The 23,039-nt window shown below is 69.3% G+C and carries 23 protein-coding genes; 14 read left to right on the forward strand and 9 right to left on the reverse strand.

Annotation, left to right across the window (positions count from 1 at the left end; all coding sequences use genetic code 11):
• Nucleotides 1–59: 59 nt before the first annotated feature.
• The 3 genes from ABZ348_RS21745 to ABZ348_RS21755 all read right to left on the reverse strand — a co-directional run bounded on the left by ABZ348_RS21745 (nt 60) and on the right by ABZ348_RS21755 (nt 1,508).
• Complete coding sequence (locus tag ABZ348_RS21745; RefSeq protein WP_358935439.1) at nt 60–386, reverse strand: DUF3817 domain-containing protein; 327 nt, start codon at nt 384–386, stop codon at nt 60–62.
• A gap of 87 nt (nt 387–473) precedes the next feature.
• Nucleotides 474–983 (reverse strand): MarR family transcriptional regulator, encoded by a 510-nt coding sequence (locus tag ABZ348_RS21750; protein ID WP_358935441.1) that lies wholly within the window; start codon nt 981–983, stop codon nt 474–476.
• 180 nt (nt 984–1,163) lie between these two features.
• Complete coding sequence (locus tag ABZ348_RS21755) at nt 1,164–1,508, reverse strand: DUF3817 domain-containing protein (protein ID WP_329023454.1); 345 nt, start codon at nt 1,506–1,508, stop codon at nt 1,164–1,166.
• Nucleotides 1,509–1,669: 161 nt separating this feature from the next.
• Here ABZ348_RS21755 and ABZ348_RS21760 point away from each other — a divergent pair, with 161 nt between their 5' ends.
• The 4 genes from ABZ348_RS21760 (at nt 1,670) to ABZ348_RS21775 (ending at nt 4,366) form a co-directional block, all read left to right on the forward strand.
• Nucleotides 1,670–2,308: an AIM24 family protein gene (locus ABZ348_RS21760; protein WP_358935443.1), complete on the forward strand. Its 639-nt coding sequence runs from the start codon at nt 1,670–1,672 to the stop codon at nt 2,306–2,308.
• 2 nt (nt 2,309–2,310) lie between these two features.
• Nucleotides 2,311–2,961, forward strand: a complete 651-nt coding sequence (locus tag ABZ348_RS21765) for an AIM24 family protein (protein ID WP_358935445.1) — start codon at nt 2,311–2,313, stop codon at nt 2,959–2,961.
• Entirely contained in the window at nt 2,958–3,755 is a 798-nt protein-coding gene (locus ABZ348_RS21770; RefSeq protein ID WP_358935447.1) for an AIM24 family protein, read from the forward strand. The genes ABZ348_RS21765 and ABZ348_RS21770 overlap by 4 nt, the downstream gene beginning before the upstream one ends.
• A gap of 134 nt (nt 3,756–3,889) precedes the next feature.
• Nucleotides 3,890–4,366, forward strand: coding sequence for a MarR family transcriptional regulator (locus ABZ348_RS21775; protein WP_358935448.1), 477 nt, complete (start codon nt 3,890–3,892; stop codon nt 4,364–4,366).
• Nucleotides 4,367–4,574: 208 nt separating this feature from the next.
• Here ABZ348_RS21775 and ABZ348_RS21780 read toward each other — a convergent pair whose 3' ends face one another.
• Together ABZ348_RS21780 and ABZ348_RS21785 are read right to left on the reverse strand one after the other, a co-directional pair.
• Nucleotides 4,575–6,218 (reverse strand): ATP-binding protein, encoded by a 1,644-nt coding sequence (locus ABZ348_RS21780; protein ID WP_358935450.1) that lies wholly within the window; start codon nt 6,216–6,218, stop codon nt 4,575–4,577.
• On the reverse strand, nt 6,215–6,880 hold the full coding sequence (locus ABZ348_RS21785) for a response regulator transcription factor (RefSeq protein WP_358935452.1): 666 nt from the start codon (nt 6,878–6,880) through the stop codon (nt 6,215–6,217). Before ABZ348_RS21785 ends, ABZ348_RS21780 begins: the two co-directional genes overlap by 4 nt.
• 115 nt (nt 6,881–6,995) lie before the next feature.
• Here ABZ348_RS21785 and ABZ348_RS21790 point away from each other — a divergent pair, with 115 nt between their 5' ends.
• On the forward strand, nt 6,996–7,580 hold the full coding sequence (locus tag ABZ348_RS21790) for a PepSY domain-containing protein (protein WP_358935454.1): 585 nt from the start codon (nt 6,996–6,998) through the stop codon (nt 7,578–7,580).
• 176 nt (nt 7,581–7,756) lie between these two features.
• On the opposite strand, the gene meaB is transcribed toward ABZ348_RS21790, so the two are convergent.
• Both meaB and ABZ348_RS21800 read right to left on the reverse strand, forming a co-directional pair.
• Entirely contained in the window at nt 7,757–8,713 is a 957-nt protein-coding gene (gene meaB / locus ABZ348_RS21795) for a methylmalonyl Co-A mutase-associated GTPase MeaB (RefSeq protein WP_358935456.1), read from the reverse strand.
• Nucleotides 8,714–8,765: 52 nt separating this feature from the next.
• Nucleotides 8,766–9,968, reverse strand: coding sequence for an acetyl-CoA C-acetyltransferase (locus tag ABZ348_RS21800; protein WP_358935458.1), 1,203 nt, complete (start codon nt 9,966–9,968; stop codon nt 8,766–8,768).
• A 147-nt stretch (nt 9,969–10,115) separates the two neighbouring features.
• Here ABZ348_RS21800 and mce point away from each other — a divergent pair, with 147 nt between their 5' ends.
• From mce to ABZ348_RS21835, 7 genes are all read left to right on the forward strand, one after another.
• The gene (gene mce, locus ABZ348_RS21805) at nt 10,116–10,544 is read left to right on the forward strand and encodes a methylmalonyl-CoA epimerase (RefSeq protein WP_358935460.1); all 429 of its coding nucleotides are present in this window, start codon (nt 10,116–10,118) and stop codon (nt 10,542–10,544) included.
• Between the two features lie 170 nt (nt 10,545–10,714).
• A complete protein-coding gene (gene scy, locus ABZ348_RS21810; RefSeq protein ID WP_358935462.1) occupies nt 10,715–14,686 on the forward strand; it encodes a polarized growth protein Scy in 3,972 nt (1,323 codons plus the stop codon).
• Nucleotides 14,687–14,800: 114 nt separating this feature from the next.
• A complete protein-coding gene (locus tag ABZ348_RS21815; RefSeq protein ID WP_358881502.1) occupies nt 14,801–15,739 on the forward strand; it encodes a cellulose-binding protein in 939 nt (312 codons plus the stop codon).
• 87 nt (nt 15,740–15,826) lie between these two features.
• Nucleotides 15,827–16,813 (forward strand): ATP-binding cassette domain-containing protein, encoded by a 987-nt coding sequence (locus ABZ348_RS21820; protein WP_358935464.1) that lies wholly within the window; start codon nt 15,827–15,829, stop codon nt 16,811–16,813.
• 3 nt (nt 16,814–16,816) lie between these two features.
• The gene (locus ABZ348_RS21825) at nt 16,817–17,596 is read left to right on the forward strand and encodes an ABC transporter permease subunit (protein WP_358935466.1); all 780 of its coding nucleotides are present in this window, start codon (nt 16,817–16,819) and stop codon (nt 17,594–17,596) included.
• Nucleotides 17,597–17,893: 297 nt separating this feature from the next.
• Nucleotides 17,894–19,072, forward strand: a complete 1,179-nt coding sequence (locus ABZ348_RS21830; RefSeq protein ID WP_358935468.1) for an ABC transporter ATP-binding protein — start codon at nt 17,894–17,896, stop codon at nt 19,070–19,072.
• The gene (locus tag ABZ348_RS21835; RefSeq protein ID WP_358935470.1) at nt 19,069–19,896 is read left to right on the forward strand and encodes an ABC transporter permease subunit; all 828 of its coding nucleotides are present in this window, start codon (nt 19,069–19,071) and stop codon (nt 19,894–19,896) included. Before ABZ348_RS21830 ends, ABZ348_RS21835 begins: the two co-directional genes overlap by 4 nt.
• A gap of 28 nt (nt 19,897–19,924) precedes the next feature.
• On the opposite strand, the gene ABZ348_RS21840 is transcribed toward ABZ348_RS21835, so the two are convergent.
• On the reverse strand, nt 19,925–20,254 hold the full coding sequence (locus ABZ348_RS21840) for an ATP/GTP-binding protein (protein ID WP_358935472.1): 330 nt from the start codon (nt 20,252–20,254) through the stop codon (nt 19,925–19,927).
• 219 nt (nt 20,255–20,473) lie between these two features.
• Here ABZ348_RS21840 and ABZ348_RS21845 point away from each other — a divergent pair, with 219 nt between their 5' ends.
• Nucleotides 20,474–21,502 carry an LLM class flavin-dependent oxidoreductase gene (locus tag ABZ348_RS21845; RefSeq protein ID WP_358935474.1) on the forward strand — a complete coding sequence of 343 codons (1,029 nt, stop codon included), beginning with the start codon at nt 20,474–20,476 and terminating at the stop codon, nt 21,500–21,502.
• 124 nt (nt 21,503–21,626) lie between these two features.
• Here ABZ348_RS21845 and ABZ348_RS21850 read toward each other — a convergent pair whose 3' ends face one another.
• The gene (locus tag ABZ348_RS21850; RefSeq protein WP_358935476.1) at nt 21,627–22,019 is read right to left on the reverse strand and encodes an SCO5389 family protein; all 393 of its coding nucleotides are present in this window, start codon (nt 22,017–22,019) and stop codon (nt 21,627–21,629) included.
• A 297-nt stretch (nt 22,020–22,316) separates the two neighbouring features.
• On the opposite strand from ABZ348_RS21850, the gene nucS reads away from it, so the two are divergent.
• The gene (nucS, locus tag ABZ348_RS21855) at nt 22,317–22,979 is read left to right on the forward strand and encodes an endonuclease NucS (protein WP_358935478.1); all 663 of its coding nucleotides are present in this window, start codon (nt 22,317–22,319) and stop codon (nt 22,977–22,979) included.
• The last annotated feature ends 60 nt before the right edge of the window (nt 22,980–23,039 follow it).

The following is a 23,039-nucleotide window of genomic DNA, read 5'->3' on the forward strand; positions in this document are numbered from 1 at the left end:
CGTCCTAGTAAATGTCGATGGGAAACCGCCGCGAGCCATGCGCACGCGGCGGTGGACCTTCAGGCCCCTGCCGGGACCTTGTTGCCGTCGGAGATCAGGGCGCGGGCCTCACGACTGATCTTCGGCTCGACGAAGAAGGAGGCCACGGGGATGCAGCCGGCCGCGAGCACCCAGAGCAGCTTGCCGAAGGGCCACTTCGCCTTGGAGCCCAGATCGAACGCGAAGATCACGTAGACGATGAAGAGAACACCGTGGATCTGAGAGATCACCATGGTGTCGCCGGTTTCGAAGCCGTACTTCAAGATGATGGCGCCGGTGAAGACGAGCAGCCAGACGGCAGTGATGTACGCCATCACCCGGTAGCGGGTCAGCACGGTTTGTTTCATGGGGTCGAGCGTATCCGGGCCCTCCGGGCCCGCTGTGAGCGGGGCGGGCCCGTGCCCTACGCCCCGCGCAGGGGGCAGCAGCAGCCCTCAGCGCTCGTCGAAGTCCGCGGCCGAGACCCGCAACGGCCGCAGCATCGCGAAGATCTCCGCACACTCCTCGGCGTCGTACGCACCCAGCCCGAAGTCCATCTCCATCAGATCGCGGGTGGCCGCCTCGACGACGCTCCGCCCCTTATCGGTGATCGACGCGAGGGTGCCGCGCCCGTCGTTCGGATTGGGCCTCTTGTCCACGAGGCCGGAGCGCACCAGTCGGTCGACGGTGTTGGTGACGGAGGTGGGATGCACCATCAGCCGCTCGCCGATCTTCGACATCGGCAGCTCACCGGCCTTGGAGAAGGTGAGCAGCACGAGTGCCTCGTACCGGGCGAAGGTCAGTTCATAGGGTTTGACGATGGCGTCGACCTCGGCGAGCAGGATCTGGTGCGCGCGCATGATCGAGGTGATCGCCGCCATGGAGGGCACGGGCCCCCAGCGCTGCCGCCAGAGTTCGTCGGCGCGTGCGATGGGATCGAAGGGGAGGCTGAGGGGCTTCGGCACGGCTCCGACCCTATCCAGTGGCCCGGCACGGAACAGCCCCGTCTCGCCCTTCGGTCCGATCACCGTACGGGCTCGGCCAACCGTGCCCGGGGCCGCAACGACCCGGGGGGCGGACCGAGTGCTCGGTCCGCCCCCCGAGGGAAACGGCAAGGGTCCTTCACGATCCGAAGGACACGAACTCTATGCCTCGACGACGCCCTCGCGGCGGGCGCGGGAGGCGATCACCTCGTCGTCGGCGGCACGCTTCAGCTTGCGCTCGGCGTAGAAGCCGCCCAGTGGCAGGACGGAGAGCACGAAGTAGAGCGCCGCGGTCTTCAGGTCCCACTTGGTGCGGTTCCAGGCGTCCAGCCAGAACAGCACGTACAGGATGAACAGGACTCCGTGGATCATGCCCAGGGCCGGCACCGCGTTGAAGTCGGTGGTGCGCTTCAGCACCGAGGCCACGAGCAGCAGGATGAAGGAGACGGCCTCCGGTGCGGAGACCAGGCGGAGACGGTGGAGGGAGGAGGCGGTCTTGATGTCCACGGAGGCACCTTCAATGGGAGACGATCTTGTGAATGCGCTCACAAGCGCTGGCCCATTGTGTCAGCTTCCTTTGCCATCCCTTTGTCCGGGGTGGGTCCGAGCCGCACGGGTTACTCCCGGACAGCTGTCCTACTGCCCCGTGGGCGGGCTACCGTCGCTGTGTGGCAACGTTCCGGCTCCAAGGGAGCAAGGTGCTCGCGGTTGACATGACCGGCGACGCCGTCAAGGCGAAGAACGGGTCGATGGTCGCGTACGACGGCCAGATGGCCTTCAAGAAGCTGTCCGGCGGCGGCGAGGGCATCCGCGGGATGGTCACCCGCAGACTCACCGGTGAGCAGATGGTGATGATGGAGGTGAAGGGGCAGGGCACCTGCTACTTCGCCGACCGGGCGTCCGAGATCAACCTGGTGAACCTGCACGGCGACAAGCTGTACGTGGAGTCGAGCAATCTGCTCTGCGCCGACGCGGGGCTGCGGACCGGCACGAGTTTCACCGGGCTGCGCGGCGGAGCGACGGGCAACGGGCTGTTCACCACCACCATCGAGGGCACCGGGCGGGCGGCCATCATGTCCGACGGGCCCGCGGTGGTCCTGCGGGTCACCCCGCAGTACCCGCTCGCGGTCGACCCGGGCGCGTACATCGCCCATCAGGGGAACCTCCAGCAGAACTTCCAGTCCGGTGTGACGTTCCGCACCTTCCTGGGCGAAGGCGGCGGAGAGGCATTCCAGATCCGGTTCGAGGGCGACGGCGTCGTCTACGTCCAGCCCAGTGAGCGCAACACCATCGGAGGGGATGCGTAGCCATGCCGTTCCGAGAGATCAACTCCAGGATGGTCGAGGCGGCCGTCTTCCCAGGGCAGCGGATCTTCAGCCAGCGCGGCGCGATGCTCGCGTACAAGGGCGAGGTGTCCTTCACACCGAACACCCAGGGCGGTCAGGGCGGGCTCGCGTCGATGATCGGCCGCAGGGTGGCCGGGGAGGCGACCCCGCTGATGACGGTCGAGGGCAGCGGCACGGTGCTGTTCGGCCACGGCGGCCACCACGTCCACATCGTCCACCTCGGTGGGGACACCCTCTACGTGGAGGCCGACCGACTGCTCGCCTTCGACGGCACCCTGGAGCAGGGGACGATGTTCCTCGGCTCGCAGGGCGGGGTGATGGGCATGGTGCGCGGACAGGTGACCGGGCAGGGGCTGTTCACGACCACGCTGCGCGGCAGTGGCGCGGTCGCGGTCATGGCGCACGGGGGCGTGGTCGAGCTGCCGATCACCCCGGGGCGCTCGATCCACGTGGACCCCCAGGCGTACGTGGCCCATCGCGGTGATGTGCAGAACAAGCTGACGACGGCGCTCGGCTGGCGCGACATGGTGGGACGCGGCTCGGGCGAGGCGTTCCAGTTGGAGTTGAGCGGCAGCGGCACGGTCTACGTCCAGGCATCGGAGGAGAAGCTGTGACCACGCCGGCACAGGGCCAGATCTGGGACCCGACCACGCTCCCCAGCGACGACAACGTCAACCCGTACACCTTCTGTGTGGAGTTGAAGGGCGGTCAGTGGTTCCTCCAAAAGGGGAAGATGATCGCCTACTACGGCCGGATCGACTTCAACGGCATCGGGCACGGCCGGCTGGACCGACTGCTGCGGACCTCGTTCCACTCGCCGCTGCACGCCGGCGAGTGGGTGGTCGCCGAGGGCAGCGGGAAGATGCTGCTCGCGGACCGGGCGTTCGATGTGAACTCGTATGACTTGGACCAGGGGAATCTGACGATCCGGTCCGGGAACCTGCTGGCGTACCAGCCTTCACTGGCACTGAAGCAGTCAATCGTGCCGGGCTTCCTCACCCTGATCGGTACGGGGAAGTTCGTGGCGGCGTCCAACGGACCGGTGGTGTTCATGGAACCCCCCATCCGAGTGGACCCGCAGGCGCTGGTGGGCTGGGCGGACTGCCCGTCCCCGTGCCACCACTACGACCACGGCTATATGACCGGGGTGATGGGAGGGCTGCGCGCCCTGACGGGGATCGGTGGGGCCTCTGGGGAAGAGCATCAATTCGAGTTCGTCGGAGCGGGAACCGTCCTGCTCCAGTCGACCGAGACGCTGATGCCGGAGACGGCCACGGGGGCGACGCCGCACCAGGCGGGGGTGCCCGGGGGGCATGGTTCGCCCGCACCCGGCCAGCACGGTCAACACGGCTCCACTCCGCGTCTCCCAGGTCAGCTGGGTGATCTCACCCGCCGCTTCGGCCTGTGAGCGGTAGTCTGCGGAGTGTGACGTCGAACGTCTGCACCCCAGTACGCTGCGGGCTCCGTGCTGACTCCCTGGCCAGTGCCGGGCGTCACACCATGACTTCGTCCGTCTTTCAACTTCTTAGGTAGAATCCATATATGGAGACCGAGACGGCCACTCGCTGGCTGACCGATGACGAGCAGCGCACCTGGCGCACTCACCTGGACGTCAGCCGACTGCTGATGCACCAACTCGAAAAGGACCTCCAACCGTTCGGCTTGACCAACAACGACTACGAGATCCTCGTCAACCTCTCCGAGTCCGCGGAACAGCGGATGCGGATGAGCGATCTCGCCGCGGCCACGCTCCAGTCCAAGAGCCGCCTCTCCCACCAGATCACCCGCATGGAATCCGCGGGACTGGTCCGCCGGGAGAACTGCGAATCCGACCGACGCGGGCTGTACGCCGTGCTCACCGAGCAGGGCACGGCGACCATGCAGCGGGTCGCACCGCACCACGTGGCATCCGTGCGCCAGCACTTCATCGATCTGATGACGCCCGAGGCGCTGGCCGATCTGCGGGCCTCGCTCGCACCGGTCGCCGACCATCTGCGCGGTAGGCGCGGCAAGGGCTGAGCGAGGAGCACCAGGAAGATCCGGAAGGCGGGCCTTGGGGGGCCTCTCTTTCGGATCTCGACGGATGACCGTCCTCGCCGCCCGCCCGCTCCGGCGGGTGACGGCCGTGCCCGCGGGAGGGCAGCGCCGCTCTCCCGGCCCTGATGGGGCAGGTGCAAGACCAGGCCGGGCCGACCGACCACCGCGAACGGCCCGGCGAACCCACCGCTCACTCCCGCTCGGGCCCGTCCTCTCCGGCCCGTGGCACACCCGGCACGCTCACCTCGAAGAGCGCACCCCCTTGAGGTCCCTGCCGCACGGTGAGCGTCCCGCCGTGGCGCTCGGCCACATCGCGGGCGATGGCCAGACCCAGCCCGGCACCTCCTTCGTCCCTGGTCCGGGCGTCGTCGAGCCGTACGAAGCGCTCGAAGATCCGCTCCCGTTCGAGCTCCGGAATCCCCTCGCCGTCGTCTGCGACCGCGAGCACGATCCGATCCCCCTCCGCGCGCACTTCCGCCGTGACCGACTCCTCCGCGTGGCGCTGCGCATTGTCGAGGAGATTGCCCAGCACCCGGGCCAACTGGGAGCGCGAGCCCAGCACGTCCAGTCCGTCGACGGCGCTCACCGTGACGGGGATCCGGTCGTTCGTCCGCTGGGACACCTCCTCCCGCACCAGGGCCCCCAGGTCCAACCTGGCCTGGCCCGGGCGCTCCCCCGCGTCCAACCGGGCAAGCAGCAACAGATCGGCGGCGAGTTGCTGAAGGCGTACGGTGTCGGCCACCGCACCCGATACGTCGAGCAGATCGGGGTGTGCCTCGCCCACTTCCAGTTGTGTACGCAGCGAGGCGATGGGGCTGCGCAGTTCGTGGGAAGCGTCGGCGACGAACCGGCGTTGACGTTCGACCGACGCCTCCAGCGCGGCGAGCGTCTCGTTGGTGGTGCGGGCGAGTCGGGCGATCTCATCGCGCGAGTCGGGTTCCGGTACGCGCCGGGAGAGGTCCTCCGATGCCGTGATGGCCGCCATCTCGGCGCGGATGTCCTCGACGGGCCGCAGCGCGCGCCGGGTGACCAGCCAGGTCACCGCGCCCACGACGACCAGCAGGGCGGGCAGCCCGATCAGCATCGCGTCCCGCACGCTCTCGACCGCTTCCTGCTCGGTGGCGCGCGGAGCTCCCCCGTAGACGGTGACGGTCGTGCCCGCGCTGTTGGTCGCCTCCACGGCGGCGAAGCGGTAGGGGGCGCTGTCACCGTCGACGGTGGCGCTGCCGTCGCTGAACTTCTCACTGCCCGAGACCTCACCGCGGGCGGGGTCGTCGTCGGAGTCTGCGCCATCGCCATCGCCATCGGGCTCGGATTCGGCCCTATCGGACTCGGATTCGGATTCGGCGTTGTCGGAGTCCTGGTCGGGGCCGTTGTCCTGCCCGTCGTCCGAGTCACCGGAGGGTTCGCCAGCGGGATCGCCCGTGGACGCACGGTCGGACTCGTCGCCCTGCCCCCGCTGTGCGCTGTCGTTGCCGTTGGCGTCGTTGTTGGAGGTCTCGTCGCCGCTCGGTGAGGGCAGTGGCAGTGGCTTCACGCTCCGGCTGCTCGTGCCCTCGATGCTCTGGAGGTCCGGCGACACGGCGATGACCCGCCCGTTCTCCCCCACCACCTGGATGGGACGGTCCTCACCGCCCGGGAGGTCGAGCTTGTCGGGTGCGGTGTCCAGGGCGAACTGCGAGGCCACCTCGCGGGCGGCGATCTCCGCCTGGAGGTTGATCTTGCCCTCCAGGTTCTGGCGGAGTACGAGCAGCACCCCGAGCCCCGTCGTGAGCAGCGCGATCGCCACGACGAGGGTGGCCCCGATGGCGGCCTTGGCCCGTACGGATCTCATGGCGCGGCCACCAGTCGGTATCCGGCGCCGCGCACGGTCTGGATGCGGGGTGCGCCCAGCTTCCGCCGCAGGGCGCTGATGTAGACCTCGATGATGTTGGGGTCGCCGTCGTACGCGAAGTCCCAGACGTGTTCGAGGATCTCCGCCTTGCTGACCACGTCACCGGCGCGCACGGCGAGTTGTTCCAGTACCGCGAACTCCTTGGCGGTGAGCGTCACCTCCTCGTCCCCGCGGAAGACCCGGCGGGCGGCCGTCTCCACGCGCAGATCGCCCACGGTGAGCCGGGGCGAGCCGCCGGAGCGACCGCGGCGCCGCAGCAGCGCCTTGACCCTCGCCACGAGGACGACGTACGAGAACGGCTTGGTCAGGTAGTCGTCGGCACCGGTGTCGAGACCTTCCGCCTCGTCGTACTCGCCGTCCTTGGCGGTGAGCATCAGGATCGGCACCTCGTCACCCGCCGCCCGGAGCGACGCGCAGACGCGGTAGCCGTTCATCCCGGGCAGCATGATGTCGAGGATGACGAGGTCGTACGCGCCCTCGGACGCCCGGTGCAGCCCTTCGAGGCCGTCGTGGACCACGTCCACCGCATAGCCTTCGGCCGTCAATCCCCTGGCAAGGGAGAGTGCCAGCCTCTTCTCGTCCTCCACGATCAACAAACGCATGGGCTCAGGGTCGCAAACCCAAGCTGAAGATCCCTTCAGGTGGCTTCAGGTTGGGTTCAGGGTGCCCCCGGCAGATTGGTGTCCACGAAGCCAGCCGGTACGGGGAGGAACCCAAATGAAGCGCAAGATTGCCGTCGCCGTCGCCGTCATCGCCCTGGTGGGCGGTGGCACCTACACCGCGGTCGCCGCATCCGGCGAACCCGCCCCGTCGTCGAGCCTCTCGGCGTCCCAGGCCGCGGATGCGGCACTGAAGAAGAGCCCGGGGTCGATCGAGTCCATCGGTCTGGACGACGACGCCAAGGGCCAGTGGGAGGTCGAGATCGTCGGGAAGAACGGCGAAGACCAGGACGTCAGGGTGGACGCGAAGGGCAAGGCGTCCCTGTTCTCGGACGACGACAACGACAGTGACGACAACGACGGCTCCCGTGATTCCGCAGAGGACAGGGCGGAGCGCCAGGCTCTGAGCTCGGTGAAGGTGAACGCCGAGGAGGCGGCATCGGCGGCACTGAAGTTCCGTGCGGGCTCCGTCACCGAGGTCGACTTCGACAACGGTCACTGGGAGGTCGAGGTCCGGGCCAAGGACGGCCGTGAGCACGAGGTGCGCGTGGACGGCACGACCGGGAAGGCTTCGGTCTCCGCAGACGACGACGGCACGGACCGTGACGACCGGGATGACACGAACGACCGCGACGACGACTGATCGTCCGCTCCAGGCGGCGCTCCCCGGCCGTGTGCCGGGCCCGCCGCCCCCGTAGAACCAGGGGCATGCCCCCGGGGCGATGTGTCGCGCCCCGCCCCTGAACCCCGGCCCGGCCTTGGACCACACCCCCCGCGTCCAGGCCGGGCCGGGCCTTTGCCCGCCCCGCGCCGCGGGGGCTACGACCGCGTCAGCCCGGCCACCAGTTCATCGGCCGCCGAGTACGGGTCCGTCTCCCCCGCCACGATCCGCTCGGCGAGGGCCCCGAGCCGTTGGTTCCCGTGGAGGTCCCCGATGCGCTCGCGCAGTGCAGTGACCGCGATCGTCTCCACCTCGACCGCCGCGCGCCGCACCCGGCGCTGGGCGAGGACGCCGTGCTCCTCCATCCAGGCGCGGTGCTTCTCCAGGGCGGCCACGACATCGTCCGTGCCCTCGCCCCGGGCCGCCACCGTCTTGACGATGGGCGGACGCCAGTCGCCGGGCGAGCGGGCCTCGCCCAGGCCCAGCATGTGGTTCAACTCTCGGGCGGTGGCGTCCGCGCCGTCGCGGTCGGCCTTGTTGACGACGTAGACGTCCCCGATCTCCAGGATGCCGGCCTTCGCCGCCTGGATGCCGTCCCCCATGCCGGGTGCGAGCAGCACCACGGAGGTGTCGGCCGCCGCCGCGATCTCGACCTCCGACTGGCCGACGCCCACGGTCTCCACCAGGATCACGTCACAGCCGGCGGCGTCCAGGACACGGATCGCTTGCGGGGCCGCCCAGGCCAGACCGCCGAGGTGCCCCCGGGTGGCCATGGACCGGATGTAGACACCGGGGTCGGAGGCATGTTCGGACATCCGGACCCGGTCGCCGAGGAGCGCACCGCCCGAGAACGGCGACGACGGGTCCACGGCGAGCACACCCACCCGTTTCCCCGCCTTGCGGTACGCGCTCACCAGGACCGAGGTCGACGTCGACTTGCCGACACCAGGCGAACCGGTGAGGCCGACGACGTACGCGCCCCCGGTCAGCGGAGCCAGCGCCGCCATCACCTCGCGCAACTGCGGGGACGCCCCCTCGACCAGGGAGATCAGCCGGGCCACGGCCCGCGGCCTGCCCTCCCTCGCCTGGGCGACCAGTTGGGGGACGTCCACCATCACTCGACTCCTTAGCGCTTCCACCGATCCGAACGGCACGTGCCCGAAGGGGTCAGCTCGCCGGTACGCGGACGATCAGCGCATCGCCCTGTCCGCCGCCGCCGCAGAGCGCCGCGGCCCCGATCCCGCCGCCCCGGCGCTGGAGCTCCAGCGCCAGATGGAGCACCAATCGGGCGCCCGACATGCCGATGGGGTGGCCGAGCGCGATCGCACCGCCGTTGACGTTCACCTTTTCCGGGGACACCCCGAGGTCGCGCATTGACTGCACGGCGACGGCGGCGAACGCCTCGTTGATCTCAATCAGATCGAGATCGGCGACTTCAAGCCCTTCCTTGCGCAGGGCGTGCGCGATGGCGTTCGAGGGCTGCGAGTGGAGGGAGTTGTCCGGGCCTGCGACGTTCCCGTGGGCACCGATCTCGGCGATCCACTCCAACCCCAGTTCCTCCGCCTTGGCCCGGCTCATGACCACGACCGCGGCGGCACCGTCGGAGATCTGCGATGCCGTGCCCGCCGTGATCGTGCCCTCGGCGGCGAACGCGGGACGCAGCCGGGCCAGCGACTCCACGGTGGTCTCGGGCCGGATGCCCTCGTCCTTGGCGATGACGACCGGCTCGCCCTTGCGCTGGGGGATCTCGATGGGCGTGATCTCGGCGTCGAAGATACCGTTCTTCTGGGCGGCGGCGGCGCGCTGGTGGGAGAGCGCGGCGACCTCGTCCTGATCGGTACGGACGATCTTCAGCAGGGCGTTGTGCCGCTCGGTCGACTCGCCCATGGCGATGTTCTCGAAGGGGTCGGTGAGCCCGTCGTGCGCCATGGCGTCGAGCATCCCCACCGCCCCGTACTTGAAGCCCTCGCGGGACTTCGGCAGCAGGTGCGGCGCATTGGTCATCGACTCCTGGCCACCCGCGACCACGATGTCGAATTCACCCGCCCGGATCAATTGGTCCGCCAGGGCGATGGCGTCGAGGCCGGACAGACAGACCTTGTTAACGGTCAGCGCGGGCACGTTCATGGGGATGCCGGCCTTGACCGCGGCCTGCCGCGCCGGAATCTGCCCGGCGCCCGCCTGGAGCACCTGTCCCATGATCACGTACTCCACCTGATCAGGGGTGACGCCCGCGCGCTCCAGCGCCGCCTTGATGGCGAAACCGCCGAGGTCCGCGCCCGAGAAGGACTTCAGAGAGCCGAGGAGCCGTCCCATGGGCGTCCTGGCGCCCGCGACGATCACTGAGGTGGTACCGGTCGTTCCTGACATGAGACAAGATCCCCTTTCAGCGCGGAGGCTGAGGAGTGAACGAGGGTTTACCTCAAATGTACTGAGGGGTCCACCGCGAGGTCACCGGGCGGTCGGTGTGATCGCGCGCACGTTGCGTAACCACCGGTTCGGCGCTGCACTGGGGGGATGCTGACGCGAATCGACCACATCGGAATTGCCTGCCACGATCTCGACGCGACGGTCGAGTTCTACCGTTCCACCTACGGTTTCGAGGTCCACCACTCCGAGGTGAACGAGGAGCAGGGGGTGCGCGAGGCCATGCTCAGGATCAACGGAACCTCCGACGGAGGCGCTTCCTACCTCCAACTGCTCCAGCCGATCCGGGAGGACTCCCCGGTCGGAAAGTGGCTGGCCAAGAATGGTGAGGGAGTTCACCACATCGCGTTCGGCACCGAGGACGTGGACGGCGACTCCGCGGCCATCCGCGAGAAGGGCGTGCGCGTCCTGTACGACCAGCCGCGCATCGGTTCCATGGGCTCGCGGATCACCTTCCTCCACCCCAAGGACTGCCACGGTGTTCTGACCGAACTTGTCACCTCTGCAACGGAGCACTGACCTCCGGATTCCTGGCCCGGTAGAGTGGGCAATTCCGGGCCGGGGCCGGGTCGGGGCCGCGACGCGTCCTCTCATGTTGATCTGTCACCATTTCCCCGGGGAGCCCGTTCGCCCGGCGAGCGGTGAGAGTGTGAAGCCAGTTGCGACCAGGGGACGGATGGGACCGCGCAGTGCGGGGCTACGAACGCCAGGAGAGCCACCGAGCTGACGACGACCACCTTTCGCGGTTCGAAGCCGAGATGGAACGGCTGAAGACCGAGCGGGAGAAGGCCGTCCAGCACGCCGAGGACCTCGGTTACCAGGTCGAGGTATTGCGCGCGAAGCTCCATGAGGCGCGCCGCAGCCTTGCATCACGCCCCGCCTACGACAACGGCGACCTCGGCTACCAGGCCGAACAGATGCTCCGCAACGCCCAGGTCCAGGCCGATCAGATGCGGGTGGACGCCGAACGCGAACTGCGCGAGGCCCGTGCCCAGACGCAGCGCATCCTCCAGGAACACGCCGAACACCAGGCCCGGCTCCAGGCCGAGCTGCACACCGAGGCCAATCAGCGCCGCCAGCGACTCGACCAGGAGTTGGCCGAGCGCCGCCAGACCGTCGAAGCGCACGTCAACGAGAACGTCGCCTGGGCCGAGCAGTTGCGCGCCCGTACCGAGTCCCAGGCCCGCCGGCTGCTCGACGAGTCGCGCGCCGAGGCCGAGCAGGCCCTGGCCGCGGCCCGGTCCGAGGCCAAACGACTCGCCGACGAAGCACGCCAGCGGGTCAGCTCGGAGACGGAGAGCGCCCGGTCCGAGGCCGAGTCGATCCTGCTGCGGGCCCGCCGGGACGCCGAACGCCTGATGAACGCCGCCTCCACCCAGGCGCAGGAGGCCACCAGCCACGCCGAACGGCTGCGTTCGTCCACCACCGCCGAGTCCGAACAGGCCAGGCAGCAGGCCGCCGAACTGAGCCGTGCCGCCGAGCAGCGGATTCAGGAGGCGGAGGAGAAGCTGCGCGAAGCCCGGACCGAGTCGGAACGGGTGCTGACCGAAGCCAAGGACGCCGCAGCCAAGCAACTGACGTCCGCGGAATCGGACAATGAGCAGCGCGCACGGACCGCGAAGGCGGAGATCGCCCGACTGGTCGGCGAGGCGACCACCGAGGCGGAGGCGCTCAAGGCCGAGGCCGAGCAGATCCTCGCCGATGCCCGTACCGAGTCCGAGAAGCAGCTGGCGACCGCCACGGAGAAGGCGCGCACGGCCGCGGCCGAGGACTCCGCCGCGGCGCTCGCCAAGGCCGCCCGGGCGGCCGAGGAGATCCTGACGAAGGCGTCCGAGGACGCCCAGGAGACCACCAGGAAGGCGAGCGCGGAGGCCGAGCGCATCCGCGGCGAGGCCGACGCGGAGGCCGACCGGCTGCGCGGCCAGGCCGCGGAGCAGGCCGACCAGCTCAAGGGTGCTGCCAAGGACGACACCAAGGAGTACCGGGCCAAGACGGTCGAGCTCCAGGAAGAGGCGCGTCGGCTGCGCGGCGAGGCCGAGCAGCTGCGGTCGGAGGCGGTCGCCGAGGGCGAGCGCATCCGCGGCGAGGCCCGGCGGGAGGCCGTCCAGCAGATCGAGGAGGCGGCCAGTACCGCGGAGGGGCTGCTCACCAAGGCGCGTACGGACGCCGACGAGCTGCGCTCCACGGCCGGCAACGACAGCGAGCGGGTGCGTACGGAGGCGATCGAGCGCGCCACGACGCTGCGTCGGCAGGCCGAGGAGACCTTGGAGCGCACCCGCGCCGAGGCCGAGCGGCTGCGCGCCGAGGCCGAGGAGTTGGCGGACGGGGTGCGGGCGGCGGCCGAGCGCGCCGCTGCGGAGCTGCGCGAGGACGCCGAGCGGGCGATGGCGGCCCGGCAGGAGGAGGCCGCCGAGGAGCTGGGTCGGCTCCACGCCGAGACCCAGTCGCGACGCCAGGCAGCCGACGAGGCGCTGACCGAGGCCCGCGCGGACGCCGAGCAGCTGCGCCGGGACGCCGGTGACGAGATCGAGCGGCTGCGCCGGGAGGCTGGTGAGCGGCTGCGCGCCCTTCAGGCGCAGACCGAGCAGGAGGCCGAGCGGCTGCGGACCGAGGCCGCCGCGGACGCGGCCGGGTCCCGCGCCGAGGCGGAGAACGCCGCGGTACGGCTGCGTTCCGAGGCCGCGGCCGAGGCCGAGCGGCTCAAGAGCGAGGCGAAGGACACCGCGGACCGGTTGCGCTCGGAGGCCGCTGCGGCTTCCGAGCGGGTGGCGGCGGAGGCGGCGGAAGCGCTCGCCGCTGCCCAGGAAGAGGCATTGCGCCGTCGCCGCGAGGCCGAGGGCATGGTGGAGTCGGCACGCGCCGAGGCCGATCAGGAGCGCGAGCGCGCCAGGGAGCAGAGCGAAGGTCTGCTCGCGTCCGCCCGCAAGCGGGTCGAGGACGCGCAGGCCGAGGCGCACCGGCTGGTGGCGGAGGCGGACCAGCGGGCCACGGAGCTGGTGGCTGCGGCCGAGCAGACCGCGAAGCAGGTGCGGGACTCGGTCGCGGGTCTGCACGAGCAGGCCGACCAGGAGATCGCCGGTCTGCGTTCGGCGGCCGAGCACTCGGCCGAGCGGACCCGTACCGAAGCGCAGGACGAGGCGGACCGGATCCGCGCCGACGCGCACGCCGAGCGGGATCGCGCCGCGGAGGACGCGGCACGGTTGCGGACGCGTGCGCAGGAGGAGACCGAGGCGGCGAACGCGCTCGCCGAACGGACCGTCACCGATGCGATCGAGGAGTCCGAGCGACTGCGCACGGACACCGCGGAGTACGCCCAACGGATGCGTACGGATGCGTCGAACGCGCTGGCGACGGCCGAGCAGGACGCCTCCCGTACCCGTGCGGACGCCCGGGACGACGCCAACCGCATCCGTTCCGAGGCGGCGACCCTGGCGGATCGGCTCGTGGGCGAGGCGACGGCCGAGGGTGAGCGGATCAGGACGGAAGCCGAGCGACTCCTCGACGAAGCACGCCAGTCGGCGGACAAGCGACGTTCCGAGGCGGCGACCGTGTCGGATCGGCTCGTGCGTGAGGCGACGGCCGAGGGTGAGCGGATCAGGACCGAGGCCGAGCGACTCCTCGACGAAGCACGCCAGTCGGCGGACAAGCGACGTGCGGACGCGGCCGAGCAGGCCGACCAGTTGATGTCGGAGGCCGCCACAGAGGCGGAGCGGCTGCGCGCCGAAGCCGCGGACACCGTGGGCTCCGCCCAGCAGGCCGCGGAGCGGATGCGGGCCGACGCCCGCAAGGTCGTGGCGGACGCGGAGGCCGTGGCCGAGCGGATGCGGGCCGATGCGCGGGCGGCGGCGGACCGGACGGTGGACGAGGCGCGCGAGGCGTCAGCCAAGCGTCGTCGGGATGCCGCCGAGCAGGCCGACCAGCTCATCAACCGGGCTCAGGAGGAGGCTCTCCGGGCCGCGCTGGAGGCCGAGGAGATGGCCGACACGATGGTGGGTGCCGCCCGCAAGGAAGCCGAACGGCTGCTCGCCGAGGCGACCGTCGAGGGCAACACCCTGGTGGAGAAGTCCCGTACGGACGCGGACGAGTTGCTGGTGGGTGCGCGTCGGGACTCGACCGCGATCAGGGAGCGCGCCGAGGACTTGCGCCTGCGGATCGAGAGCGAGATCGAGGAACTCCACGAGCGGGCCCGCCGGGAGACGTCCGAGCAGATGAAGACCACCGGCGAGCGGGTCGACCAGCTGATGACTGCGGCGCGCGACCAGCGCGCGGAGGCGGACGCGAAGTCCAAGGAGCTGCTCGCCGAGGCGAATTCGGAGGCCAGTTCGGTCCGTATCTCCGCGGTCAAGAAGGCGGAGGGCCTGCTCAAGGAGGCCGAGCAGAAGAAGGCCGAACTCGTTCGCGAGGGGCAGCAGATCAAAGCCGATGCGGAGGCCGAGGCCAAGCGGCTCGTCGGTGACGGCAAGCGCGAGTTGGACGTCCTGGTGCGCCGCCGCGAGGACATTCAGACCGAGATCTCCCGTGTCCAGGACGTGCTGGAGGCGTTGGAGTCCTTCGAGGCTCCGACCACCAACACCAAGGGCTCCGGCGGTTCCTCAGGTGGCGTCAGGGCCGGCGCGGCAGCGGGCGCCACCCGTTCGGGTGGCAAGGCGTCAGACGGCTAGACACTCAAAAGGCTGGACATTCTCCATATCAAACCTGTATCCACTCGATGACACGCCGCTTAGGCCCCTAGGATTCCCTCTATCACCTCACCGGTCTCATTCGACAGGAACCCCATGAGCGACACATCCTCCCCATTCGGCTTCGAGCTCGTGCGGCGTGGCTACGACCGCGGCCAGGTGGACGACCGCATTACCAAGCTCGTCGCCGACCGTGATAGTGCGCTGGCGCGCATCACCTCGCTGGAAAAGCGCATCGAGGAACTCCACCTTGAGACGCAGAACGCCCAGGCTCAGGTCACCGACGCGGAGCCGTCGTACGCCGGACTCGGAGCGCGCGTCGAGAAGATCCTCCGTCTTGCCGAGGAGGAGGCCAAGGACCTGCGTGAGGAGGCCCGTCGCGCCGCCGAGCAGCACCGCGAGCTCGCCGAGTCCGCCGCCCAGCAGGTCCGCAACGACGCCGAGTCGTTCGCCGCCGAGCGGAAGGCGAAGGCGGAGGACGAGGGCGTCCGGATCGTCGAGAAGGCGAAGGGCGACGCCACTCAGCTGCGCACGGAGGCGCAGAAGGACGCGCAGTCCAAGCGGGAGGAGGCGGACGCCCTCTTCGAGGAGACCCGCGCCAAGGCCGCCCAGGCCGCCGCGGACTTCGAGACCAACCTGGCCAAGCGCCGCGAGCAGTCCGAGCGGGATCTGGCGTCGCGTCAGGCCAAGGCCGAGAAGCGTCTCGCCGAGATCGAGCACCGCGCGGAGCAGCTGCGCCTGGAGGCCGAGAAGCTGCGTACGGACGCCGAGCGTCGCGCCCGTCAGACGGTGGAGACCGCGCAGCGCCAGGCGGAGGACATCGTGGCCGACGCCAACGCCAAGGCCGACCGGATCCGCAGCGAATCCGAGCGCGAGCTGGCGGCGCTCACCAACCGCCGCGACTCGATCAACGCCCAGCTGACCAACGTCCGCGAGATGCTGGCGACGTTGACCGGTGCCGCGGTGGCCGCGGCGGGCAACCCCGTCGACGACGAGCCCATCTCCCGGGGCGTCCCGGCCCAGCAGTCCCGCTGACACCCCCGCCCTTCGGGGTCGCGCATCCGAAAGCCCCCCGCCGCTCAAAAGTGGCGGGGGGCTTTGCGCACGCCGTACGGTGTCCGCATGATCGAGCTGGATGGCCTCACCAAACACTTCGGGAGCAAAGTCGCCGTCGACCATCTGTCGTTCCAGGTCAGACCAGGGGTGGTGACAGGGTTCCTCGGCCCGAACGGCGCGGGCAAGTCGACGACGATGCGGATGATGCTCGATCTGGACAACCCCACGAGCGGTAGTGTCCGGATCGACGGAAAGCACTATCGGGAACTGGAAGAACCGCTGAAGTACATAGGCGCACTGCTAGACGCCAAGGCCATGCACGGCGGGCGGAGCGCCTACAACAACCTCCTCTGTTTGGCGCAGGCGAACCGCATTCCGGCGTCCAGGGTGGATCAGGTTCTGGACATCGTGGGACTGACCCCGGTGGCCAAGAAGAAGTCGAAGGGGTTCTCCCTCGGCATGGGGCAGCGGCTGGGCATCGCGTCCGCGCTGCTCGGCGACCCCGAGATCCTGATGTTCGACGAGCCGGTGAACGGGCTCGACCCCGAGGGCATCCACTGGATCCGCAATCTGATGAAGGCTCTGGCGTCCGAGGGGCGCACGATCTTCGTCTCCTCACACCTGATGAGCGAGATGGCGCTGACGGCCGATCACCTCATCGTGATCGGCCAGGGTCGACTGTTGGCGGACACGTCGATGGCGGACTTCATCCAGGAGAACTCCCGTAGCTTCGTCCGGCTCCGCTCGCCCGACCAGGAGCGGGTGCGGGAGGTGCTCCGGGAAGCGGGCTTCACGACCGTGGAAGCGGGGTCGGGGGTTCTGGAGATCGACGGCGCGACCTCGGAGGAGTTGGGCGAACTGGCGGCCCGTCACCAGATCACGCTGCATGAGCTGAGCTCCCAGCGCGCCTCGTTGGAAGAAGCGTTCATGCAGATGACCGCGGGCTCGGTGGAGTACCACGCCCACGGGTCGAGCCACGCCACCCCGCCGCCGTCCGACCAGCAGCCGGGTCCCCAGTGGGGCCAGAGCTACCAGAGCAGTAAGGGAGCCTGACCCATGGCCTCGGTACCCGCGGTCCTCCAGTCCGAGTGGACCAAGATCCGTACGGTCTCCTCGACCACCTGGACGCTGGTGACCGCCTTCGTGGTCACCGTCGCACTGAGCGCGGCCCTGTGCGCCCTGACGAAGGCGACCTTCGACGACCTCAGCCAGGAGGAGCGGTTCACCTTCGACCCGACCCTTATGAGCTCGTCCGGGATGATCCTCGGTCAGCTGGCGATGGTCGTGTTCGGTGTGCTGGTGGTGGGCACGGAGTACAGCTCCGGAATGATCCGCACCTCACTGGCCTCCGTACCGCAGCGGGGGACGTTCCTCTTCAGCAAGCTCGCCGTGGCCACCGTGCTGGCGCTGGCCGTGGGACTGGCGACGAGCTTCGCCTCCTTCTTCATCGGCCAGGCGCTGCTCGGCGAGCACCGGACGACGATCGGCGCTGACAACGTCCTGCGTGCGGTCATCGGCGGCGGGCTCTATATGGGTCTGATCGCCCTGTTCTCGATGGCCGTGGCCACCATGCTGCGCAGCTCCATCCTGGCGCTGGGCATCCTGATGCCCTTCTTCTTCCTGGTGTCGCAGATCCTCGCCTCGGTCCCGAAGGCGAAGGAGGTGGCCCAGTACTTCCCCGACCAGGCCGGCTCCAAGATCATGCAGGTGGTCCCGGACGCGATGGGCAGCGACGAAGCGCCGTACGGGCCCTGGGGCGGGCTGGGGATCATGCTGATCTGGGTCGTGGTGGCGCTGGCCGGCGCCTACCTCCTGCTGAAGAAGCGCGACGCCTGACCTCTTCGTAGGAAAGGGCATCCGACAGGTCCCGGGGTCTGTCGGATGCCCTTCGTACGCTCGGGGCCGGCCCGATGGAGTCCACCGGAAGGGCCACCCACACCCGGGAACGACACCTCGCATCCGGCCGGCCACACCGCGTGATCACAAAAGGCTCCACGGCCCGGACCCGCCGACGGCCCATGTGTTATCGCCTAGGAGGAACTAGGGAGAAAAAGTTATCCTCCTAGTTCTTACGGGGGGCGTGCGGGCTGACCGGCCTGGGCCCCGATGACCAGAAGTCGATGGGGCTGGAGCATGATCGAGGCAGTCGGCCTGACGAAGCGCTATGGCGCGAAGACGGCCGTGTACAACCTTTCTTTCCAGGTGAGGCCGGGTGCCGTCACCGGGTTCCTCGGTCCCAACGGTGCTGGCAAGTCCACCACCATGCGGATGATCCTCGGGCTCGACAACCCGACCGAGGGCACGGTGACCGTGGGCGGCCAGCCGTTCCGGCAGACGCCGAACGCTCCCCGGCAGGTGGGCGCGCTCCTGGACGCCAAGGCGGTGCACGGCGGGCGGAGCGCCCGCAATCACTTGCTGTCACTGGCGCAGCTCTCGGGCATCCCGGCCCGCCGGGTGGACGAGGTCCTCGGCGTGGTGGGTCTCCAGGAGGTCGCCAAGAAGCGCTCCAAGGGCTTCTCCCTCGGTATGGGCCAGCGACTGGGGATCGCGGCGGCACTGCTCGGCGACCCACAGGTACTGCTGTTCGACGAGCCGGTGAACGGGCTCGACCCCGAGGGCATCCTCTGGGTCCGCAATCTGATGCGACAGCTCGCCTCCGAGGGCCGTACCGTCTTCGTCTCCTCGCACCTGATGAGCGAGATGGCCCTCACCGCTGACCAGCTGATCGTGATCGGCCGCGGGCAGTTGCTCTCGGACATGAGCGTGAAGGACTTCATCTCGGCCAACTCGGCCGACTTCGCCCGGGTGCGGACGCCGGACACCGATCCCCAGCTGCGGGAGAAGCTGTCCGCCGCCTTGAGCGAGGCGGGTGGGCACGTGGTGCCCGAGCCCGACGGCGGACTGCGGGTCATGGGGCTGCCTCTGCCGCAGATCAGCGAGCTCGCGCACACGGCCGACGTCCGGCTGTGGGAGTTGTCGCCGCACCAGGCCTCGCTGGAAGAGGCGTACATGCGGATGACGCAGGGAGCGGTCGACTACCGCTCGTCGACGGACCAGAAGGCCGGGCTGATGCAGCAGCCCCAGCCGGGATTCGGACCGCCGCCGCCGCAGATTCCCGATGTGCCGCAGCAGGGCTGGTACGCCCCGCCCCCGCCGCAGCCCGGCCAACAGCCGCCGGCTCCCAGCGCCCCGGTCCAGGCTCCGGCCGCCCCTGCCGCGGATCCGCGGCTGCCGGCCGCTTCGACGCCCACCGCGCCGGCTGCTCCCGCGTCCGCCCCTGCCGATCTGACCAAGTCCGAGGACCCGCGATGACCACCCCCTACCAGCAGCAGCACGCGCCGGGCACCGGCTACACCTCGCCGATCCCGATCCGCCGTGCGCACCTCGGTGACGCCATCGCATCGGAGTGGACCAAGATCCGTTCCGTACGGTCGACGATCTGGACGCTCAGCGTGATGGCGCTGCTCCTCGTCGGGATCGGTCTGGCCATCGCGGCGGCGATCTCCGGCAGCGACACCAATCTGGAGGGTCAGTCGATCCTCTCGCTGGGCTTCTTCGGCGTGCTGCTCAGCAGCATCTGCGTGATGACGCTCGGGGTGCTGACGATCGCGTCCGAGTACGGCACGGGGATGATCAGGACCACCTTGACGGCCTGCCCCTCCCGCGGGCGGGTGCTCACGGCCAAGTCGATCGTCTTCTTCCTCCTGGTGTTCACGGTCACCTTGGCGTTCACCCTGCTCGTGGGTGCGGCTCAGGTGGCGATCATCGATCAGGGTTCGCCCAGCTCCGAGGAGTGGCTGCGCTCGACGCTCGGTGTCAGCCTCTATCTGGCCCTGCTCGGTCTACTGTCCCTGGCCATCGGCTCGCTGATCCGGCACTCCGCGGGTGCGATCACGATCATGATCGGGGTGGTGCTGCTGCCGCTCGTGCTGGCCATGTTCATGTTCACCGAGTCCTTGTCCTGGCTCCAGGACGCGCTGCTCGAATACTCGATCCCCAGCCAGCTCGGCGTGCTCTACGACAACGCCGTGACCGAGTCGGGCCCCTCGGGTTGGGAGCCGTTGTGGATCATGCTCGGAGTGGCGGCCGTCGCCCTGGGTGCCGCGTACGCGACGATGAACGCACGGGACGTCTGACGGCGTTCAGCCGGCACGGGGCGCGAGCTCAGTGCTTGGGAGCATTTCGGGACCGCTGCACCCGTGAGGTGCGGCGGTCCTTGGCGTTCCAGCACGCCTTGTGCCAGTGGCGCCGGTCTTCGACGCCACCGTGCTGGGGCCACGCGACGACGTGCGGCATCCCCGAAGGGATCTCCTGATCGCATCCGGGGCAGCGGTAGCGCTTGCCCGCGGCACTTGCACCGGCGACGTGGCGCACGGACCAACCCTCGCCCTGCCAGGACTCCGTGCGACCGAAGCCGCCGTACCTGTCACCGGGTTCACCGGAGGGCTCGGAGGGGTTGTCGCCGCCCTTGGGGCGGTTACGGCGCGGGGACACGTGATACCTCACGGGGCAAGTACGGACGATTCCTGTCGAGTCCAAGCCTACGGTCCGGGGTCGGGGGTACACGTACCACTCAGCGCGAGAGCGAGGCACTCCTCAGGAGCAGTTACCGGAAAATCGCAAGAACTTCACTTCGTGCCGTGCCTTTGGCACGTGTCAGACGTTATTGCCGTCAAGGGGAGTGACGCGTCGGCCGCAAGGAGGCAGAAGGCGATGCGCGTGGGTACGTTCGTGCTGGCAGCCCAGTTCCCGGGCCAGGGACAGGGGGAGGCGCTCCACAGAGCGGTGCGATCCGCGGAGGTGGCGGAGGAAGCCGGCTTGGACGCGGTGTGGTTGGCGGAGCACCATTTCGTTCCGTACGGAGTGTGCCCGTCCGCCGTGACGCTGGCCGCGCTCCTCCTCGGCCGCACCCGGCGCATCCGCGTGGGCACCGCCGTGAGCGTGCTCCCGAGCGCCCATCCCGTGGCGCTCGGCGAGCAGGCCGCACTGCTCCATCTGACCAGCGGCGGCAGGTTCTCGCTGGGGGTGGGCCGAGGAGGGCCCTGGATCGATCTGGAAGTCTTCGGCGGCGGACTGCGCGCGTACGAGTCGGAGTTCCCCGAGTCCCTCGACCTACTGCTGCGCTGGCTCCGGGAGCCCCGGGTCGGCGGGACGGGCCCCCGGTTCTCCTTCCGGGAGGTCGAGGTCGTGCCCCGCGCAGGAGAGCCTATCGACGGCTCCGGGGGGCCCGAGGTCATCGTCGCCTGCACCTCGCCCAAGAGCGTGCGACTTGCCGCCGAGCGGGGCCTGCCCATGCTGCTCGGGATGCACAGCAGTGACGCCGAGAAGGCGGAGATGGTGGAGCTCTGGCGCTCGCACGCCACGGCGACGGGTCGCCCGCCCGAAGAGGTGGACCAGGTCGCGCATGTGTCGGCCGGAGTGGCCCAGATCGCGGACACCACCGCCGAGGCGACGGAGATCCTGGTGAAAGCCATGCCCGGCTGGCTCAAACAGGGGTTGGACGCCCATGTCACGGTCGACGGCCGACGTCGGGTGATGCGTGACCCCGTGGCCTACACCGAACTGCTCTGCGCCTTGCATCCCGTCGGCCCACCGGCTCTCGCAGCGGATCGCCTCGCGGCCACCGCCGAACGCACGGGGATCACACGGTTCGCCCTGCTGACGGAGGGCTCGGGGGACCTTGCGACCACGGAGGCCAATGTGCGCAGCCTCGGGACCGATGTGCTGCCCCTGCTGGGTTGAGCCGCGGCGGAGCCAGCGAGGTGTGCCGTCGGACGGGCGCACCGGTCGTGCTCGGTGTTCAGGCCCATGCTGCCGCTCCGACATCGGTCACGGCTCTCGCGATGCGGAGCGGCAGCAAAAGCCATCAGCAGTCGCGCAGTTCGGGCGACTGGTTCAGCAACTGGCCCCTGATGGAAGTGAAGCGGGCCAGCCGCTCGTCCACCGACGGGTCCAGCGGGAAGACCGCGACGCGATGGCAGTTCTGGAACGCCAGACGCACCCCGAAGTGCCGCTGGAGCGCACCTCGGATGGCGTCACTGGCAAGAGCGCGTAGGAGTTGACCGCGCGCCTGCTCATCCGGCGGGGGCGTCTGGTTGTCGGCGAACTCGCCGCCGTCGACCTTCAGCTGAGCCACCAACGAAGTGATCATCTCCCATGCGTAGGGCAGGGAGGTCCGGACGCAGTCGACGAAAGCGGCTTCATCGACTTCGCCTCGCTCGGCCTGTTCCAACAGCGCCGGTGAGACGTCGAGCGACATGGGTTCTCCTCTCGCGACCCCGGTTCACGGGGTCATACGGGCAGGGAAGTAGGCGCCGGGGACACCGCCGTACGGTATGTCGTACGGCGACACAGAGTGTGCACCCGGCGACCTGCTGCATCCACGGTAAGTGCGCCGTCCAGAGGGCACCAGGAGATTGGGAGGACAACCGGCCAACGACGAACGGGGACAACTGGGGCGACCCGAACCGCCTCAGTCAACCGCAGTGGGCGCCCACAGCGGGGGAACGTAGGAAGAATCGCGCCGGGTGGGGCCGGTCGAGTAGCGTTGCCCCTCATGCGCCTTGTCATCGCCCGCTGCTCCGTGGACTACGCGGGTCGGCTCACCGCCCATCTTCCCTCGGCTCCCCGTCTGATCCTGATCAAGGCGGACGGCAGCGTCTCCATCCACGCGGACGACCGTGCCTACAAGCCCTTGAACTGGATGTCGCCCCCGTGCTCGCTCAAGGAGGGTGACGACGATGTGTGGACGGTCACCAACAAGGCGGGCGAGAAGCTGATCATCACCATGGAGGAGGTCCTCCATGACTCCTCGCACGAGCTGGGAGTGGATCCGGGTCTGATCAAGGATGGCGTGGAGGCGCACCTCCAGGAACTACTCGCCGATCGGATTGAGACGCTGGGTAGCGGATACAGCCTGATTCGTCGTGAGTACCCGACGGCCATCGGTCCGGTGGACATCCTCTGTCGCGATGCCGATGGTGCGACCGTCGCGGTGGAGATCAAGCGGCGGGGCGAGATCGACGGCGTGGAGCAGCTGACCCGCTATCTGGAGTTGCTGAATCGGGATCCGCACCTGGCGCCGGTCAAGGGGCTGTTCGCGGCGCAGGAGATCAAGCCCCAGGCGCGGGTGCTGGCGACGGACCGCGGCATCGGTTGCGTCGTCCTCGACTACAACGCTCTGCGCGGCATCGAGGACGACAAGCTCAGACTCTTCTGAGCCCCTCCACGACACAGGATGCGGCCCCGGAAGCTTGAGCTGCACCACCTCTCGTCGGAC

Source organism: Streptomyces sp. NPDC005963, from assembly GCF_040638655.1.
GTDB lineage: Bacteria > Actinomycetota > Actinomycetes > Streptomycetales > Streptomycetaceae > Streptomyces.